Genomic DNA, 16,550 nt, shown 5'->3' with positions numbered 1-16,550 from the left:
CACCGGGCGGTGCGCCCGGGAGAGCAGCAGCATCCGTGTACCACCGCAGGCGACCGGTCGCGCAGTTCCCCGCGCCCCTCGGCCGACGGGCCCCTCCCCACGCTCTTTCCAGGAACGAGGTATGTCATGCGCACGCCGCGCCTGAGCCGACGAGCCGTGCTCGCCGGGACCGCCGCCACCGCGGCCCTCACCGCCGTCCCCGCTGCCGGGGCCCCGGCGCGAGCCGCCGGGGCGCGCCCGTACCGCTGGCGCAACGTCGTCATCGGCGGCACGGGCTTCGTCACCGGAGTCCTCTTCCACCCCTCGGTCCGCGGACTCGCCTACGCGCGTACGGACATCGGCGGCGCCTACCGCTGGGACGAGCGCGCCGCGCGCTGGACCCCCCTCACCGACCACCTCGGCTGGGACGACTGGAACCTCCTCGGCGTCGAGGCGATCGCCGTCGACGCGGCGCACCCGAACCGGCTGTACCTGGCACTCGGCACGTACGCTCAGCCGTGGGCGGGCCCCGGTGCCGTCCTGCGCTCCGACGACCGCGGCGCCACCTGGGCCCGCACCGACCTGGACGTGCGGCTCGGCGCCAACGAGGACGGGCGCGGCGCCGGTGAGCGGCTCCTCGTCGACCCGCGCGACAGTGACACCCTCTGGCTGGGCACCCGTCACGACGGCCTCCTCAAGTCAACCGACCGGGGCGCCAGTTGGGCTCCGGTGGCCACGTTCCCGGCCAGGGCGAGCGGCACAGGGCAGGGCGTCACCCTCCTGGTCGCGGCCGGCCGTACGCTCTACGCCGGCTGGGGCGACGGCGACGGCACCGCGGGCACGGCGAACCTGTACCGCACATCCGACGGCACCCACTGGGAAGCCGTCCCCGGACAGCCCTCCGGCACCTCGGCCAAGGTCCCGGTACGCGCCGCGTACGACGCGCACACCCACGAGCTGTACGTGACCTATGCCGACGCGCCCGGCCCCAACGGCCAGTCCGCGGGCAGCGTGCACAAGCTGCGGACGGCGCGCGGGACCTGGACCGACGTGACACCGGTACGGCCCGGCGGCACCACCTCCGAGGGCTCGGCCGACACCTTCGGCTACGGCGGTGTCGCCGTCGACGCCCGCCGCCCGGGAACCGCCGTCGTCTCCACCAACAACCGCTGGGCGGACGTCGACACCCTCTTCCGCACCACCGACGGCGGCCGCACCTGGACGTCCCTCAAGGACACCGCGGTCCTCGACGTGACCGAGACCCCGTACCTCAACTGGGGCGGCAGCACACCCAAGTTCGGCTGGTGGATCCAGACGGTCGCCGTCGACCCGTACGACTCCCGGCACATCGTGTACGGGACCGGCGCGACCCTCTACGGCACCCGTGACCTCGGACACTGGGCGCCGCAGATCCGCGGCCTGGAGGAGACGGCCGTACGCCAGTTGGTCTCGCCCCCGGCCGGCGAGGCCCATCTGATCAGCGGGCTCGGCGACATCGGTGTGATGTACCACGAGCGGCTGACCGCCTCCCCGTCGCGGGGCATGGCCACCCACCCCGTGTCCGGCTCGGCGACCGGACTCGCCCAGGCCGCGGCCAGGCCGTCCTACGTCGTGCGCACCGGCTGGGGCGACCACGGCAACGGCGCGTACTCGAACGACGGCGGACGGACCTGGACGCCCTTCGCGGCCCAGCCCGCCATCGCCAAGGACGCGCCGGGCCCGATCGCCGCCGCCGCCGACGGCTCCGCCCTGCTGTGGTCCTTCGTCCACTGGGACGGCACGACGTACGCGGCCCACCGCTCCACGGACAACGGCGCGACCTGGACCGAGACCGCCACCTTCCCCAAGGGCGCCACCCCGGTCGCCGACCCCGCCGACCCGGCGCGCTTCTACGCGTACGACACCGCCACCGGAACGCTCCACGCCAGCACCGACGGCGGCGCGACCTTCACGCCGCGCGCGAGCGGACTGCCGTCAGGGGACAGCCAGTTCCGGCTGGCCGCCGCCCCAGGCAGGACCGGGGACCTGTGGCTCTCGGCCAAGGGGAACGGCCTCTACCGGTCCACCGACGCGGGCGCGAGCTTCGACAAGGTGAGCAGCTGCCGGTCCTCGTACACCCTCGGCTTCGGCCGGGCCGCCGACGGTGCTCGGTACCCGGCGCTCTACCAGGTCGGCTCGACGGGGACGGTCACCGCCGTCCTGCGGTCCGACGACGAGGCGAAGACCTGGGTGCGGATCAACGACGACGCCCACCAGTGGGGCTGGACCGGCGAGGTCATCACCGGCGACCCCCGCATCCACGGCCGCGTGTACCTCGGCACCAACGGCCGGGGCATCCAGTACGGAGACCCGGCCTGATGCCCGCCCTCGCCGACGCCACCCGCGGCCGCATCCTCTTCGGCGGCGACTACAACCCCGAGCAGTGGCCCGAGGAGACCTGGCAGGACGACGTACGGCTCATGAAGGACGCCGGCGTCAACTCCGTCACCGTCGGCGTCTTCTCCTGGGCCCGGCTCGAACCAAGGCCCGGAGCACGGGAGTTCGGCTGGCTCGACCGGCTGATGGACCTGCTGCACGAGAACGGCATCACCGTCGTCCTCGCCACCCCCACCGCAGCCCCGCCCCCGTGGCTGGGCCGGCTGCACCCCGAGACGCTGCCCCGCGACGAGAACGGGCAGATCGTGTGGTGGGGCTCGCGGCAGCAGTTCTCGCACTCCAGCCTCGTCTACCGCCACTACGCCGCCGCCATCACCGAGGACCTGGCCGCCCGCTACGGCGGCCACCCGGCCCTCACGATGTGGCACATCAACAACGAGTACTGCACGCACGACTGGGGCGACGAGGCCGCCCGCGCGTTCCGCGACTGGCTGCGCCGCAGGTACGGGACGGTCGACGCGCTCAACACGGCCTGGGGCACCGCCTTCTGGAGCCAGCGCTACGACACCTGGGACGAGATCATCCCGCCGCGCCGCGCCCAGTACATGAACAACCCCACCCAGGTGCTCGACTTCCGGCGCTTCACCTCCGACGCGCTGCTGGAGTGCTACCTCGCCGAGCGGGACATCGTCGCCCGGCACACCCCGCACATCCCGGTGACCAGCAACTTCATGCCGTTCTGGCAGGGGCAGGACGCCTGGGCCTGGGCCGAGCGGGAGGACGTCGTCTCCATCGACGTCTACCCGGACCCGCGCGACCCGCACGGCGGCCAGTACTCCGCGCTGATCCACGACATGACCCGCTCGCAGGCCCGCGGCGGCCCCTGGATGGTCATGGAGCAGGCCGCGGGACCGGTCAACTGGCGCGGGGTGAACCACCCCAAGCCGCACGGCCTGAACCGCCTGTGGTCGCTCCAGGCCGTGGCCCGCGGCGCCGACGCCGTCTGCTACTTCCAGTGGCGCCAGTCCCGGCAGGGCTCCGAGAAGTTCCACTCCGGCATGGTCGGCCACGCCGGGGAGCAGGGCCGCACCTTCCAGGAGGTCAAGCGGATCGGGGCCGACCTCGCGCGGCTGAGCGAACGGGTGGCGGACACCCGGGTCGAAGGCGCCGACGTCGCCGTCCTGCTGGACTGGCACTCCTGGTGGGCCGGCCTCCAGGACGGCCGGCTCTCCTCCGAGGTCGACCACCCGGCGCTCGTCCGCGCCTGGCACCGCGCCCTGTGGGAGGCGCACACCACGGTGTCCTTCGCCCACCCCGAGCACGACCTGTCCGCGTACCGGCTCGTCGTCGTCCCGCAGCTGTACCTGATGACGGACACGGCGATCGACAACCTCGTCGCGTACGTACGGGGCGGCGGCACCCTCGTCTCCGGCTTCCTGACCGGCGTCGCGGACCAGGACGACCGGGTGCGCCCCGGCGGCATGGACGCCCGGCTGCGCGACCTCTTCGGCATCCGCACCCTGCACGAGTGGTGGCCGCTCGACGCCGGCGAGCACGTCGACGCCGAGGGGTTCCGCGGCACCCTGTGGTCCGAGGAGATCGAGGCGGCGGACGCCGACGCCGTCACGCCGTACAAGGGCGGCGAACTGGACGGGCTCCCGGCCGTGCTGCGCAAGGGCCGCGCCTGGTACCTCTCCACTCTTCCGGAGCCCGAGGCGCTGCGGACCCTGCTCGCCGGGATCGCCGCGGACGCCGGGGTCCGGCCGCCGCTCGAGGCGCTCCCCGCCGGGGTGGAGGCCGTACGGCGCGGCGGGCTGCTGTTCCTCCTGCACCACGGGCGCGACCCGGTCACCGTGCCCGTGCCGGGCCGCCACCGCGAACTGCTCACCGGCGCCGACGTCACCGACACCGTGGAACTGGGCCGCTACGGCGTCGCCGTGCTGGAGGCGGCCCATGAGTGAGCCTGTCCACGGCACCTGGGAGCCGACGCCCGCCGCCCGCTGGGAGGACGCCTTCCTGAGCGGGAACGGGCGGCACGGCGCCATGGTGTTCGGTGATCCGGACAGTGACCGGGTCATCGTGAACCAGCACAGCCTGGTCCGGCCGAACGGCGGCGAGAACGCCCGGCCGCCCGCCCTCGCCGCCGCCCTGCCGGAACTCCAGGACCGGCTGCTGGCCGGGGACACCACCGGCGGGGACGACTTCACCGACGGCCGGCCGCTGCAATGGGTGCAGCCCTTCCACCCCGCCTTCCAGGTGCGGCTGCGCAGACCGGCCGCCCAGCGGCGCTCCTACCGGCGCGAGGTCGACTTCACCACCGGTGTGGTCCGCGCCGAGTGCGACGGCTGGCGCAGCGACGTCTTCGTCTCCCGCGCCGACGACGTCGTCGTGCAGTACGTGACCGAGCCCGGCCTCACCGTCGACGTGACCCTCGACCACCGGCTCCCGGGGGCGCCGCGGGATCTGTCGGTCGGCCACGGCGCCGTCCTCACCCCCGAGGGCGCGCTCCTGACCCTGCGGGCCCGCTACCCGGGCGGCGAGCGGGCCTACACGGGCGTGACGCTCGCGGTGGTCACCGGCGGCCGGACCCGGACCGCGCTGCCCGGGATACGGGTGGCCGGAGCGGGCGCGGTCCTCCTGCTCACGCGGGTACGGCGGCACACCGGCGAGCTGGACGTCCTGGCCGAGGCCCGCACCCTGCGCGCCCTGCTGCCGGACGGTGACGAGGACCCCTACCGCCGCCTCCTGGACCGCCACACCGGCCGGCACCGCAGCGCCTATCTCCGCGCGGGCCTCGACCTCGGCGCCGGCCCCGGCGAACGTGCCCTCCCGGGTTCCGAGCTGGTGCGCCGGCCCGAGAGCCCCGCGCTCGTCGAGCGGCTCTTCGCGGCCGGCCGCTACCACCTGCTGTCCGCCTCGGGCATGCTGCCGCCGCGGCTGACCGGCCTGTGGACGGGGGAGTGGGACACGGCCTGGTCGGGAGCCTTCACGACCGACGCCAACGTGAACCTGCAGACCGCGTCGGCCGCCGCGGCCGCGCTCCCCGAGGTCACCGAGGCCCACGCGGCCCTGGTGTACGGCCAGTTGCCGCACTGGCGCGACAACGCCCGCTCGGTCTTCGGCACCCGCGGTGTCGTCGCCCCCGCCCACACCGACGGGGAGTCGGGGCACCTCCACCACTTCAGCCGCGACTATCCGCTGCACGTGTGGACGGCGGGCGCCGACTGGCTGCTGAAACCCCTGGTGGACCACGACGAGGTGCGGGGAGCCCGGGACCCGCACCTGGCCGCCGCCCTCGACGAAGTCGCCTGCTTCTACGAGGACTTCCTCACCCGTACCGACGCCGACGGCCACCTCGTCGTGGTGCCCTCGTACTCACCGGAGAACCACCCGGCGGGCTCGGGCCCCGTCGCCGTCAACGCCGCCATGGACCTCTCGGCGGCCCGCCACGCCCTGCTCACGGCGGCCGACTACCACCCCGGACCAGGCGCCGAACGCCGGCGCGCGCTCGCCGCGCGGCTGCCGCCCCACCGGATCAACGACGAGGGAGCGCTGGCCGAATGGGCCCGGGACGGCCTCCGGGACAGCTACGACCACCGGCACCTCAGCCACCTCTACGGCGTCTGGCCGCTGGACGAGATCAACCCGTACGACACCCCGGAACTCGCCGCGGCGGCCCACCGCGCCCTCGCACTGCGCGGCGCCGAGAACGACTCCGCGCACGGCCATCTGCACCACGCCCTGGTGGCGGCCCGGCTGGGCGACGCCGAGCGGGTGGCGGGCGCCCTCGGCAACGTCCTGGCCGGCGACTACTTCCACGTCTCCCTGATGAGCGGCCACTACCCGCACCGCCACGTGTACAACGCGGACGCCGCCCACACCCTCCCCGCCGTGCTCATCGAGATGCTGGTCCACTCCACACCCGGGCGGCTCGTCCTGTTCCCCGCGCTCCCCACGGCGTACCCGACGGGCCGCCTGCACGGCATCCGCACCCGCTTCGGCGCCGAGATCGACCTCGACTGGGGCCCCGCCCGGCGCACGGCCGTCATCCGCCCCGCCCGCACCGTCCGCGTCGATCTCAGGACTTCCTCCGGAGCGCGAACGCTCCAGCTGCGCGCCGGAGAAGACTGCGTCCTCACCCTGGGGCCGCAGTAGACCCACCGCACCACCGAACTCCCCCCACCCATGGAAGGGACACCATGGCATCACGTACTCCCCGCCGCATCGTCAAGGCGCTGCTGGCCCCCGCGCTCGCCCTCGGCGCCACCGTCGGCCTCGCCTCGGCGCCGGCCCAGGCGGCCGTCTGGAGCTCCTGCGACCAGTGGGGCAACACCTCACTGAACGGCTACACGCTCTACAACAACATCTGGGGCTCGGGCGCCGGCTCGCAGTGCGTCTGGGCCAACTCCGGTACGAACTGGGGCGTCAACGCCAACCACCCCAACACCGGCGGCATCAAGTCGTACCCCAACTCCAAGAAGGTGATCAACAAGTCGATCACCTCGCTCGGTTCGCTCAGCAGCAGCTACAACGTCTCGGTCCCGTCGTCCGGCGCGTACAACACCTCGTACGACATCTGGGACACCGACTACGACTACGAGATCATGCTCTGGGTGAACTACAACGGCGCCGTCGGCCCCCTCGGCACCTCGCAGGGCAACGTCACCCTCGGCGGCCACACTTGGACCGTCTACAAAGGCAGCAACGGCGCCAACGAGGTCTTCTCGTTCCTGCGGACCTCGGACTCCTCGTCCGGCACGGTGAACATCCTCCCGATCCTCAAGTGGATCAAGGACACCAAGCACTGGTTCGGTGACGAGACCATCGGTGACGTCCAGTTCGGCTACGAGATCACGTCCTCGTCCGGCGGCCTGAACTTCACCACCAACAACCTGACCGTCAGCAGCAGCTGACCCGGGCGGGCGGAGTGCGGCCGGTCCCTCCCCGGGCCGGCCGCACTCGTCCGTGTGCGGCTACGGCGCCACGGGCAGCCGCGCGCCGTCCCGCAGGAACAGCGGGATGCGGTCCAGCGGGGCGTCGACCGTCACGCGGGTGCCACCCGCGTACTCCTCCCCGGTCCACGCGTCCGTCCAGCGCGCCCCCGCCGGAAGGTACGCCGTACGGACCGTCGCCCCGGCGGTCAGCACCGGCGCGACGAGCAGGTCGGGGCCGAACAGGTACGCGTCGTCCACCGACCAGGCCGCCTGGTCGTCGGGGAACTCCAGGAAGAGCGGGCGCATCACCGGCAGCCCCTCCTCGTGGGCCTCCCGCATGACGGTCAGGACGTACGGCTTCAGCCGCTCGCGCAGCCTCAGGTACTTCTCCAGGATCGCCCCCGCCTCCTCGCCGTACGACCAGACCTCGTTCGGGCCGCCGGTCATCCGCGGGCCGAGCGCCGTCCCCGGGTCGCGGAAGCCGTGCAGCCGCATCAGCGGGGACAGCGCCCCGAACTGGAACCAGCGCACCATCACCTCGCGGTACGCCGGATCGTCCGGGTCGCCCCCGTGGAAACCGCCGATGTCCGTGTTCCACCAGGGGATCCCGGACAGGGCCGTGTTCAGGCCGGCCGCGATCTGGCGGCGCAGGGTCGCGAAGTCGGTGCCGATGTCGCCGGACCACAGGGCGGCGCCGTAGCGCTGACTGCCCGCCCACGCCGAGCGGTTGAGGGTGACGATCTCGCTCTCGCCCGCCGCGGTCATACCCTCGTAGAAGGTGCGGGCGTTCTCCCGCGGGTACATGTTGCCGACCTCAAGGCCCGGGCCCGCGTGATAGCGCAGGTTCTCCTGGAAGCCCGGCTTCAGCTCCGGCTCGCAGGCGTCCAGCCAGAAGGACTTGATGCCGTACGGCGCGAAGTAGTGGTCGCGGACCTTCGACCAGACGAAGTCGCGCGCCTCGGGGTGCGTCGCGTCGTAGAAGGCGACCTGGACCGTGGAGGCGACCTCCTTGTCGGGCCAGTCGGCGTGCGCCATCGGGCCGTACTGCGTGCCGATGAAGTAGCCGCGCTGCTCCATCAGCTGGTGGTTCTCGGAGAGCGGCGACACCGAGGGCCAGACGCTCACCACCAGTTCGACACCCAGTTCGGCCAGCTCCCGCTGCATCGCGGCCGGGTCGGGCCACTCCGCCGGGTCGAACTTCCACTCGCCCAGGTGCGTCCAGTGGAAGAAGTCGCAGACGATGACGTCGAGGGGCAGTTCCCGGCGCTTGTACTCCCGTGCCACGGCGAGGAGTTCGTCCTGGGTGCGGTAGCGCAGCTTGCACTGCCAGAAGCCGGCCGCCCACTCGGGCAGCATCGGCGTCCGGCCGGTCACCGCGCTGTAGCGGCGCTGGGCCGAGGCCGGGTCGCCCGCCGTGATCCAGTAGTCGAGCTGGCGGGCCGAGTCGGCGACCCAGCGCGTGCCGTTGCCGGCCAGCTCGACGCGGCCGATCGCCGGGTTGTTCCACAGGAGGGTGTAGCCGCGGCTGGAGGTGAGGACCGGGATGCTCACCTCGGCGTTGCGCTGCACCAGGTCGAGGACGGTGCCCTTCTGGTCCAGCAGCCCGTGCTGGTGCTGGCCGAGGCCGTACAGCTTCTCGCCGTCGTACGCGGCGAACCGCTGCTCCAGGCGGTGGTGGCCGTTGCCGGTCGGCGTGTAGAGCCGCGGGCCCGGCCACCAGAAGTGGGCGCGTTCCTCGGCGAGGAGCTCCGTGCCGTCATCGGTGCGCAGGAAGCGGACGAGCCCCTCGGCGCCGACCTCGACGGTCAGGGCGCCGACCGTCAGCCGGCCCTCGCCGCCCTCGATCGTGACGGTGCCGCCGGTGGCCGGCGGCTCGTCGAGCAGGGCGCCGGGCAGTCCCTCGAGGACAGGTCCGCCGAGACGTGCGCGGACCCGGACGGCGTCGGGCCCCCAGGGCTCGACGCGTAGGGTCTCCTGGCGGCCGCTCCATTCCAGCGCGCCGTCCCGTTCGCGGAACGTGCCGACCGTGGGGGAGGACTGGGCGAGGCTGACCGCCCCCTGCTGGGGCTGGTTCTGGGCAGGCTGATTCACGTGGGGTGCTCCCGGAGTAAGGAGTGGCGACAGGACCCGGCGCGGCTGTGGCGCCGGGACGGGCAGGGGTGTGGCGGCGAGCCCCTGGGCGTACGGAAGTCGGCTGGCGTGGGGGTCAGGAAGCGGCGGGGCCCGTGCTGGCCCGTACGGTCAGCTCCGGCGCGAGCAGGACGACCTCGTCCTTGCCGTGCCCGTCAAGCTTGGCGATCAGCTGCTCCACGGCCTGCCGGCCCATCTCCTGGGCCGGGATGGCGACCGAGGTCAGCCGCACCGACGCCTGGACGGCGACCTGGTCCGGGCAGATGGCGATCACCGACACGTCCTCGGGCACGGCACGGCCCTGCTGGCGCAGCAGCGCGAGCAGCGGTTCGACCGCGGACTCGTTCTGCACGACGAATCCCGTGGTGCCCGGGCGCTCGTCGAGGATCCGGGCGAGGGTCACGGCCATCGCGTCGTACCCGCCCTCGCAGGGGCGGTGCAGCACCCGCAGGCCCAACTCCCGTGAACGGGACCGCAGGCCGTCGAGCGTGCGCTCGGCGAACCCCGTGTGGCGCTCGTAGACCGCGGGCGCCTCGCCGATGACAGCGATGTCACGGTGGCCGAGCAGCGCGAGATGCTCGGCGCACAGGGCGCCCGTCGCGCCGAAGTCGAGGTCGACGCAGGTCAGTCCCGTGGTGTCGGCCGGCAGTCCGATGAGCACGGACGGCTGGTCCGTCTCGCGCAGCAACGGCAGCCGCTCGTCGTCGAGTTCGACGTCCATCAGGATCATCGCGTCGGCGAGCCCGCTGCCGGTGACCCGGCGCATGGCGTCGGGACCCTCCTCGCCGGTGAGCAGCAGCACGTCATAGCCGTGGGCGCGGGCGGCGGTCGCCACCGCGATGGCGATCTCCATCATCACGGGCACGTACATGTCCGTGCGTAGGGGGATCATCAGCGCGATGATGTTGGACCGGCTGCTCGCCAGGGCCCGGGCCCCCGCGTTCGGGTGGTAGCCGAGTTCCTGGATGCTCCGCTCCACCCGCAGCCGGGTGCCCGCGGAGATGGACCGCTTGCCGCTGAGGACATAGCTCACCGTGCTCGCCGAGACTCCGGCGTGCTGGGCGACCTCGGCGAGGGTGACCATCCAGCTCTCCAAGCATTGTGTGAAGCGCTTCGACAGCGCGTCCTGCGGACAACGGCGAGTGAGGGTGGCTCGACAGTAGCCCGACGGCGGATGGGTGTCCATAGGTTGTCGAAGCGCTTCGACACGTTTCTCGCGAGGCGGTGCCGGAGCACTCCCGCCCGAGTCTCCCGCGCGCCCCCCGACGCGGGTACGTGCCCCAGACGGTCCCCCGAAGGGACCCGGGGCGCAACACCCGCACCGCGTTCGCGAAGGGACGGAGGTTCGCCCGGGCGGCCGGACGTTGAGCCGAACGCTGCGCCAGGACTGGTGGGGGCGGACCGGATCGGGTACATACGATCGGGTAGCACCCGTCGGTAACGAACGGTCCCAAGATCCCTATTCGCGGCGAGGTGAGCCTCTTGTCCGCAACACCCCACCAGCCCACAGTCACCGAACGTGAGGCCCGACAGGTCGCGGAGGCCGCGCGCGAACAGGACTGGCGCAAGCCGAGCTTCGCCAAGGAGCTGTTCCTCGGCCGCTTCCGGCTCGACCTCATCCATCCGCACCCCGTGCCGTCCGACGAGGCGGCCCAGCGCGGCGAGGAGTTCCTCGCCAAACTGCGCGACTTCTGCGAGACGAAGATCGACGGGGCCCGGATCGAGCGTGAGGCGCGGATCCCCGACGAAGTGGTCAACGGGCTCAAGGAGCTCGGCGCCCTCGGCATGAAGATCGACACCAAGTACGGCGGCCTCGGCCTGACGCAGGTCTACTACAACAAGGCGCTCGCCCTGGTCGGCTCCGCGAGCCCCGCCATCGGCGCCCTGCTGTCCGCCCACCAGTCGATCGGCGTACCGCAGCCGCTGAAGATCTTCGGCACCCAGGAGCAGCGGGACGCGTTCCTGCCCCGCTGCGCGCGCACGGACATCACGGCGTTCCTGCTCACCGAGCCCGACGTGGGCTCCGACCCCGCCCGGCTGGCCACGACGGCGGTCCCGGACGGGGACGACTACGTCCTCGACGGAGTGAAGCTCTGGACGACCAACGGCGTGGTCGCGGACCTCCTCGTCGTGATGGCGCGCGTACCGAGGTCGCCGGGGCACAAGGGCGGCATCACGGCCTTCGTCGTGGAGGCCGGGTCCGAGGGCGTCACCGTCGAGAACCGCAACTCCTTCATGGGGCTGCGGGGCCTCGAGAACGGGGTGACCCGCTTCCACCGGGTCAGGGTCCCCGCCGCGAACCGGATCGGTGCCGAGGGAGCGGGTCTGAAGATCGCGCTCACCACGCTGAACACGGGGCGGCTGTCGCTGCCCGCCATGTGCGTGGGCGCCGGCAAGTGGTGCCTGAAGATCGCCCGCGAGTGGTCGGCGGCCCGCGAGCAGTGGGGCAAGCCGGTCGCGTTCCACGAGGCGGTCGGGGCGAAGATCTCCTTCATCGCGGCGACGACGTTCGCCCTGGAGGCGGTTCTCGACCTGTCGTCCCAGATGGCCGACGAGGACCGCAACGACATCCGCATCGAGGCCGCCCTCGCCAAGCTGTACGGCTCGGAGATGGCCTGGCTGATGGCCGACGAACTGGTCCAGATCCGCGGCGGACGCGGCTTCGAGACCGCCGACTCCCTCGCCGCCCGCGGCGAACGCGCGGTTCCCGCCGAGCAGATCCTGCGCGACCTGCGCATCAACCGCATCTTCGAGGGTTCCACGGAGATCATGCATCTGCTGATCGCCCGCGAGGCGGTCGACGCCCACCTGAAGGTCGCCGGAGACCTGATCGACCCCGACAAGTCCCTGTCCGACAAGGCCAGGGCGGGCGCCAACGCGGGTGTCTTCTACGCCAAGTGGCTGCCGAAGCTGGTCGCGGGCCCCGGGCAGCTCCCGAACTCGTACAGCGAGTTCAAGCGCGAGGTGGACCTCTCCGGGCACCTGCGCTACGTGGAACGCACCGCCCGCAAGCTCGCCCGCTCCACCTTCTACGGCATGTCCCGCTGGCAGGGGCGCATGGAGACCAAGCAGGGGTTCCTCGGCCGGATCGTCGACATCGGCGCCGAACTCTTCGCGATGAGCGCGGCCTGCGTACGCGCCGAACTGCTGCGCACCACCGAGGACCACGGCCGGGAGGCCTACCAACTGGCCGACGTCTTCTGCCGCCAGGCCCGCATCCGCGTCGAGGAGCTCTTCGGGCGGCTGTGGAACAACACCGACGACGTCGACCGCACGGTGGTCAAGGGCGTCCTGTCGGGCACGTACGAGTGGCTGGAGCACGGCGTTGTCGACCCGTCGGGCGAGGGGGCGTGGATCGCCGACGCGGCACCCGGCCCGAGCCGGCGGGAGAACGTCCACCGCCCCATTCGCTGACGCGTTCCGCGGGAGGGCGCCCCTGCCCCGCCGCCGGTGTGCCGTCCCCGCACGTCCCGCGTGCGGCGGACGGCACACCGGCGCCGGCCCTCAGCAGTAGGTGTCGCTGGGGTCCCGCGTCGTCCACGAGCAGGAGTCGGCCTTGGTCCCGCTCGCCTTGTAGAGCGTGGCCGTGTCGCTGGTGTTGTTCCAGACGTACGCCCCGCGGTCCTGGTACTTGTTCGCCGCCGTGTCGCTACCGCTGCCGGTGCGCACCTTCTTGGTGGAACCCGCCCCGATCTTCACGTCGAGGAACGTGTACGAGTGCCGTGACGCGTCGACGAGCGTCCAGTTCTTGAGGGAGATCGTCGACGAACCGGTGTTCTTGATCTGCACCCACTCGGCGTTGAGGCTCGCGTTGGAGCGGTCGTCCGAGCCCGGGCTGTCGAAGTAGACGCGATGGATGGTCACACCGCCCGCCGCCTGGGCCGGAGTGCTGAGAAACGTGCCCGTCAAAGCCACGGCGCCGGCGAGCGCGGGCAGGGCAGCACGAATGCGCATGAGAACCCCCCTGGGTTTCGTCCCGGCCGGTCGATCAACAGGCCAGTGGTGCAGTGTTATCACGTGATCTTCACTCTTGTTTCACAAAGAGGATGATCGGCTCGGCCGCGCTCTCGGGGTGCCGGGGTGACCGGGACCCGGTCGGCGCCCCAGGACGTCACCGCCACCGGGCCCCGGCGGCACCCCAGGCCGCCGCGACGACCGGGCCCGGCCGACGTCCGAGGTGTCATGAGAGACGGGAGTGGGGCGCCCTGCCCTGCCGGGCGCCCGTTGCGGCCACAATGGAGGCATGAGCGACAGTCCAGTCCCCCTCGCCGATCCGCATCTCGTTTTCGACCCCGTGGACGGAGTCCGGGATGTCGTGATCCTCGGTTCCACCGGATCGATCGGCACCCAGGCCATCGACCTCGTGCTGCGCAACCCCGGCCGGTTCCGGGTCACCGCGCTCTCCGCCGCCGGCGGGAGGGTCGGACTGCTCGCGGAACAGGCCCACCGCCTGCGCGTCAGGACGGTCGCCGTGGCCCGCGAGGACGCCGTGCCGGCACTGCGCGAGGCGCTCGCGGCGCGGTTCGGAGCGGGGGAACCGCTTCCGGAGATCCTCGCCGGGCCCGACGCGGCCACCCGGGTCGCCGCCTCCGACTGCCACACCGTGCTCAACGGCATCACCGGCTCCATCGGCCTCGCACCGACCCTCGCCGCCCTGGAGGCGGGCCGCACCCTGGCGCTGGCGAACAAGGAGTCGCTCATCGTCGGCGGCCCGCTGGTGAGGGCGCTGGCCAAGCCTGGGCAGATCATCCCGGTCGACTCCGAGCACGCGGCCCTCTTCCAGGCCCTCGCCGGCGGCACCCGCGCCGACGTGCGCAAGCTGGTCGTCACCGCGTCCGGCGGCCCCTTCCGGGGACGTACGAAGGCCGAGCTGGCGGACGTCACCCCCGCGGACGCCCTGGCCCACCCCACCTGGGCGATGGGACCGGTCATCACGGTGAACTCGGCGACCCTGGTCAACAAGGGGCTCGAAGTCATCGAGGCGCACCTCCTCTACGACATTCCCTTCGAGCGGATTGAGGTGGTCGTGCACCCGCAGTCGTATGTCCACTCGATGGTTGAATTCATTGACGGATCCACGCTCGCCCAGGCGACGCCCCCCGACATGCGCGGGCCGATCGCCATCGGCCTCGGCTGGCCCGAGCGCGTCCCGGAGGCGGCGCCCGCCTTCGACTGGACCAGGGCGTCCAGCTGGGAGTTCTTCCCGCTCGACACCGCGGCGTTCCCGTCCGTGGGACTCGCCCGGCACGTCGGGCAGCTCGCGGGCACGGCGCCGGCGGTGTTCAATGCCGCAAACGAGGAGTGCGTGGACGCGTTCCTGAACGGCGCGCTGCCGTTCAACGGGATCATGGAGACCGTCACCCGGGTGGTCGAGGAACACGGCACCCCGCGTACGGGAACTTCCCTGACCGTCGCGGACGTCCTCGAAGCGGAGACCTGGGCGCGCGCCCGGGCCCGTGAGCTGACCAAGACGACGGCGCACACGACCGCGGAGGCCCGTGCATGACGACCCTGATGATGATCCTCGGCATAGTCGTCTTCGCGGTCGGCCTGCTCATCTCGATCGCCTGGCACGAGCTGGGGCATCTGTCGACGGCCAAGCTCTTCGGCATCCGGGTGCCGCAGTACATGGTCGGCTTCGGCCCGACCATCTGGTCGCGCAGGAAGGGCGACACGGAGTACGGCATCAAGGCCGTCCCCCTCGGCGGCTACATCCGCATGATCGGAATGTTCCCGCCGGGACCCGACGGCAGGATCGAGGCCCGCTCCAGCTCCCCGTTCCGCGGCATGATCGAGGACGCCAGATCGGCCGCGTTCGAGGAGCTCAAGCCCGGCGACGAGACCCGCCTCTTCTACACGCGCAAGCCGTGGAAGCGGGTCATCGTGATGTTCGCGGGCCCCTTCATGAACCTGATCCTGGCCGTGGCGATCTTCCTCGGCGTGATGATGACGTTCGGCATAAACACCCAGACGACCACGGTCGGCCGGGTCTCCGACTGCGTCATCCAGCAGAGCGAGAACCGCACGAAGTGCGAGAAGGGCGACCAGCCCGCACCCGCCAAGGCCGCCGGGCTCAGGCTCGGCGACAAGATCGTCGCGTTCGACGGCAAGCCGGTCGAGGACTGGTCGAGCCTCCAGTCCGACATCCGCGCCAACCCCGGCCGCGACGTCACCCTCACCGTCGACCGCAAGGGCGAGCGGCTCGACCTGACCGCCCACCTGATCAAGAACCAGGTCAGCAAGACCGACGGCAACGGCGGCTACGTCCAGGGCAAGTACGTCTACGCGGGCTTCCTCGGCTTCACCCCTGCCTCCGGCATCGTCGAGCAGTCGTTCGGTCAGTCCGTGGACCGCATGGGCGACATGATGCAGAACGGCGTCGAGTCGCTGATCTCGCTGCCCGGCAAGGTCCCCGCGCTGTGGGACGCGGCCTTCGGCGACGGACCGCGCGAGGCCGACTCCCCGATGGGCGTGGTCGGCGCGGCCCGCATCGGCGGTGACGTCTTCACCCTGGACATCCCCGCCTCCCAGCAGGTCGCGATGATGCTGCTGCTCGTCGCCGGCTTCAACCTCTCCCTCTTCCTGTTCAACATGCTCCCGCTGCTCCCGCTCGACGGCGGGCACATCGCCGGCGCCCTGTGGGAGTCCCTGCGGCGGACCGTCGCGAAGGTGCTGCGCCGGCCCGACCCGGGCCCGTTCGACGTCGCCAAGCTGATGCCCGTCGCCTACGTGGTGGCCGGGATCTTCGTCTGCTTCACCATCCTGGTGCTGATCGCGGACGTCGTTAACCCGGTGCGAATCAGCTAGTTCGACTCCGTTCATGACGGCCGGGCACGGTGTGTGCCCGGCCGTCACTCATGAGTGGGTTCAGGCATGGGATGTGCTCGGGCCGGAGCCCGTGCCGTAATCTCGGTTCCTGGAGCCCGCTGTCCCGGGACCTTGATCCAGCACTTGGGGTTGCACAGCAGATGACTGCGATTTCTCTCGGCATGCCGTCCGTTCCGACCAAGCTCGCCGAGCGCCGGAAGAGCCGGCAGATCCAGGTCGGAACCGTGGCCGTGGGTGGAGACGCACCCGTCTCGGTGCAGTCGATGACGACGACGCGTACGTCGGATGTCGGGGCGACGTTGC

The 16,550-nt window shown here is 71.9% G+C and carries 11 protein-coding genes; 8 read left to right on the top strand and 3 right to left on the bottom strand.

Annotation, left to right across the window (positions count from 1 at the left end):
* Positions 1 to 126: 126 nt before the first annotated feature.
* The 4 genes from AC069T_RS09015 to AC069T_RS09000 are packed head-to-tail and all read left to right on the top strand — an operon-like array spanning position 127 to position 7,268.
* Positions 127 to 2,337, top strand: a complete 2,211-nt coding sequence (locus AC069T_RS09015; protein WP_478782106.1) for a 1,4-beta-glucanase — start codon at positions 127 to 129, stop codon at positions 2,335 to 2,337.
* The gene (locus AC069T_RS09010) at positions 2,337 to 4,316 is read left to right on the top strand and encodes a beta-galactosidase (protein ID WP_478782105.1); all 1,980 of its coding nucleotides are present in this window, start codon (positions 2,337 to 2,339) and stop codon (positions 4,314 to 4,316) included. Before AC069T_RS09015 ends, AC069T_RS09010 begins: the two co-directional genes overlap by 1 nt.
* Positions 4,309 to 6,510 carry a glycosyl hydrolase family 95 catalytic domain-containing protein gene (locus AC069T_RS09005; protein WP_478782104.1) on the top strand — a complete coding sequence of 734 codons (2,202 nt, stop codon included), beginning with the start codon at positions 4,309 to 4,311 and terminating at the stop codon, positions 6,508 to 6,510. Before AC069T_RS09010 ends, AC069T_RS09005 begins: the two co-directional genes overlap by 8 nt.
* A gap of 44 nt (positions 6,511 to 6,554) precedes the next feature.
* Positions 6,555 to 7,268 carry a glycoside hydrolase family 12 protein gene (locus AC069T_RS09000; protein WP_478782103.1) on the top strand — a complete coding sequence of 238 codons (714 nt, stop codon included), beginning with the start codon at positions 6,555 to 6,557 and terminating at the stop codon, positions 7,266 to 7,268.
* Positions 7,269 to 7,328: 60 nt separating this feature from the next.
* Here the strand turns inward: AC069T_RS09000 and AC069T_RS08995 are convergent, their stop codons facing one another.
* On the bottom strand, positions 7,329 to 9,380 hold the full coding sequence (locus AC069T_RS08995; protein ID WP_478782102.1) for a glycoside hydrolase family 31 protein: 2,052 nt from the start codon (positions 9,378 to 9,380) through the stop codon (positions 7,329 to 7,331).
* A gap of 115 nt (positions 9,381 to 9,495) precedes the next feature.
* Positions 9,496 to 10,503 (bottom strand): LacI family DNA-binding transcriptional regulator, encoded by a 1,008-nt coding sequence (locus AC069T_RS08990; protein ID WP_476755613.1) that lies wholly within the window; start codon positions 10,501 to 10,503, stop codon positions 9,496 to 9,498.
* Between the two features lie 389 nt (positions 10,504 to 10,892).
* Here AC069T_RS08990 and AC069T_RS08985 point away from each other — a divergent pair, with 389 nt between their 5' ends.
* Entirely contained in the window at positions 10,893 to 12,833 is a 1,941-nt protein-coding gene (locus AC069T_RS08985; RefSeq protein WP_478782101.1) for an acyl-CoA dehydrogenase family protein, read from the top strand.
* A gap of 90 nt (positions 12,834 to 12,923) precedes the next feature.
* Here AC069T_RS08985 and AC069T_RS08980 read toward each other — a convergent pair whose 3' ends face one another.
* Positions 12,924 to 13,373, bottom strand: coding sequence for a lamin tail domain-containing protein (locus tag AC069T_RS08980; RefSeq protein WP_478782100.1), 450 nt, complete (start codon positions 13,371 to 13,373; stop codon positions 12,924 to 12,926).
* A 289-nt stretch (positions 13,374 to 13,662) separates the two neighbouring features.
* Here AC069T_RS08980 and dxr point away from each other — a divergent pair, with 289 nt between their 5' ends.
* The 3 genes from dxr to AC069T_RS08965 form a co-directional block, all read left to right on the top strand.
* Positions 13,663 to 14,925, top strand: coding sequence for a 1-deoxy-D-xylulose-5-phosphate reductoisomerase (gene dxr / locus AC069T_RS08975; protein WP_478782099.1), 1,263 nt, complete (start codon positions 13,663 to 13,665; stop codon positions 14,923 to 14,925).
* Positions 14,922 to 16,226: a M50 family metallopeptidase gene (locus AC069T_RS08970; RefSeq protein WP_478782098.1), complete on the top strand. Its 1,305-nt coding sequence runs from the start codon at positions 14,922 to 14,924 to the stop codon at positions 16,224 to 16,226. The genes dxr and AC069T_RS08970 overlap by 4 nt, the downstream gene beginning before the upstream one ends.
* A 161-nt stretch (positions 16,227 to 16,387) precedes the next feature.
* On the top strand, positions 16,388 to 16,550 hold a 163-nt coding region (locus AC069T_RS08965), incomplete at its 3' end, for a flavodoxin-dependent (E)-4-hydroxy-3-methylbut-2-enyl-diphosphate synthase (RefSeq protein ID WP_450881400.1).

The sequence above is a fragment of the Streptomyces sp. NPDC043867 genome (assembly GCF_056435845.1).
The sequence above is the reverse complement of the archived record's forward strand: the minus strand, read 5'-3'. Positions and strand labels throughout refer to the sequence as shown.

Excerpts from the sequence above, each read along its gene's own strand:
- AC069T_RS08970 (WP_478782098.1), top strand. The coding sequence starts at position 14,922 with ATGACGACCCTGATGATGATCCTCGGCATAGTCGTCTTCGCGGTCGGC.
- AC069T_RS08980 (WP_478782100.1), bottom strand. The coding sequence starts at position 13,373 with ATGCGCATTCGTGCTGCCCTGCCCGCGCTCGCCGGCGCCGTGGCTTTG.
- AC069T_RS08990 (WP_476755613.1), bottom strand. The coding sequence starts at position 10,503 with ATGGTCACCCTCGCCGAGGTCGCCCAGCACGCCGGAGTCTCGGCGAGC.
- AC069T_RS09005 (WP_478782104.1), top strand. The coding sequence starts at position 4,309 with ATGAGTGAGCCTGTCCACGGCACCTGGGAGCCGACGCCCGCCGCCCGC.
- AC069T_RS09000 (WP_478782103.1), top strand. The coding sequence starts at position 6,555 with ATGGCATCACGTACTCCCCGCCGCATCGTCAAGGCGCTGCTGGCCCCC.
- AC069T_RS09010 (WP_478782105.1), top strand. The coding sequence starts at position 2,337 with ATGCCCGCCCTCGCCGACGCCACCCGCGGCCGCATCCTCTTCGGCGGC.
- dxr (WP_478782099.1), top strand. The coding sequence starts at position 13,663 with ATGAGCGACAGTCCAGTCCCCCTCGCCGATCCGCATCTCGTTTTCGAC.
- AC069T_RS09015 (WP_478782106.1), top strand. The coding sequence starts at position 127 with ATGCGCACGCCGCGCCTGAGCCGACGAGCCGTGCTCGCCGGGACCGCC.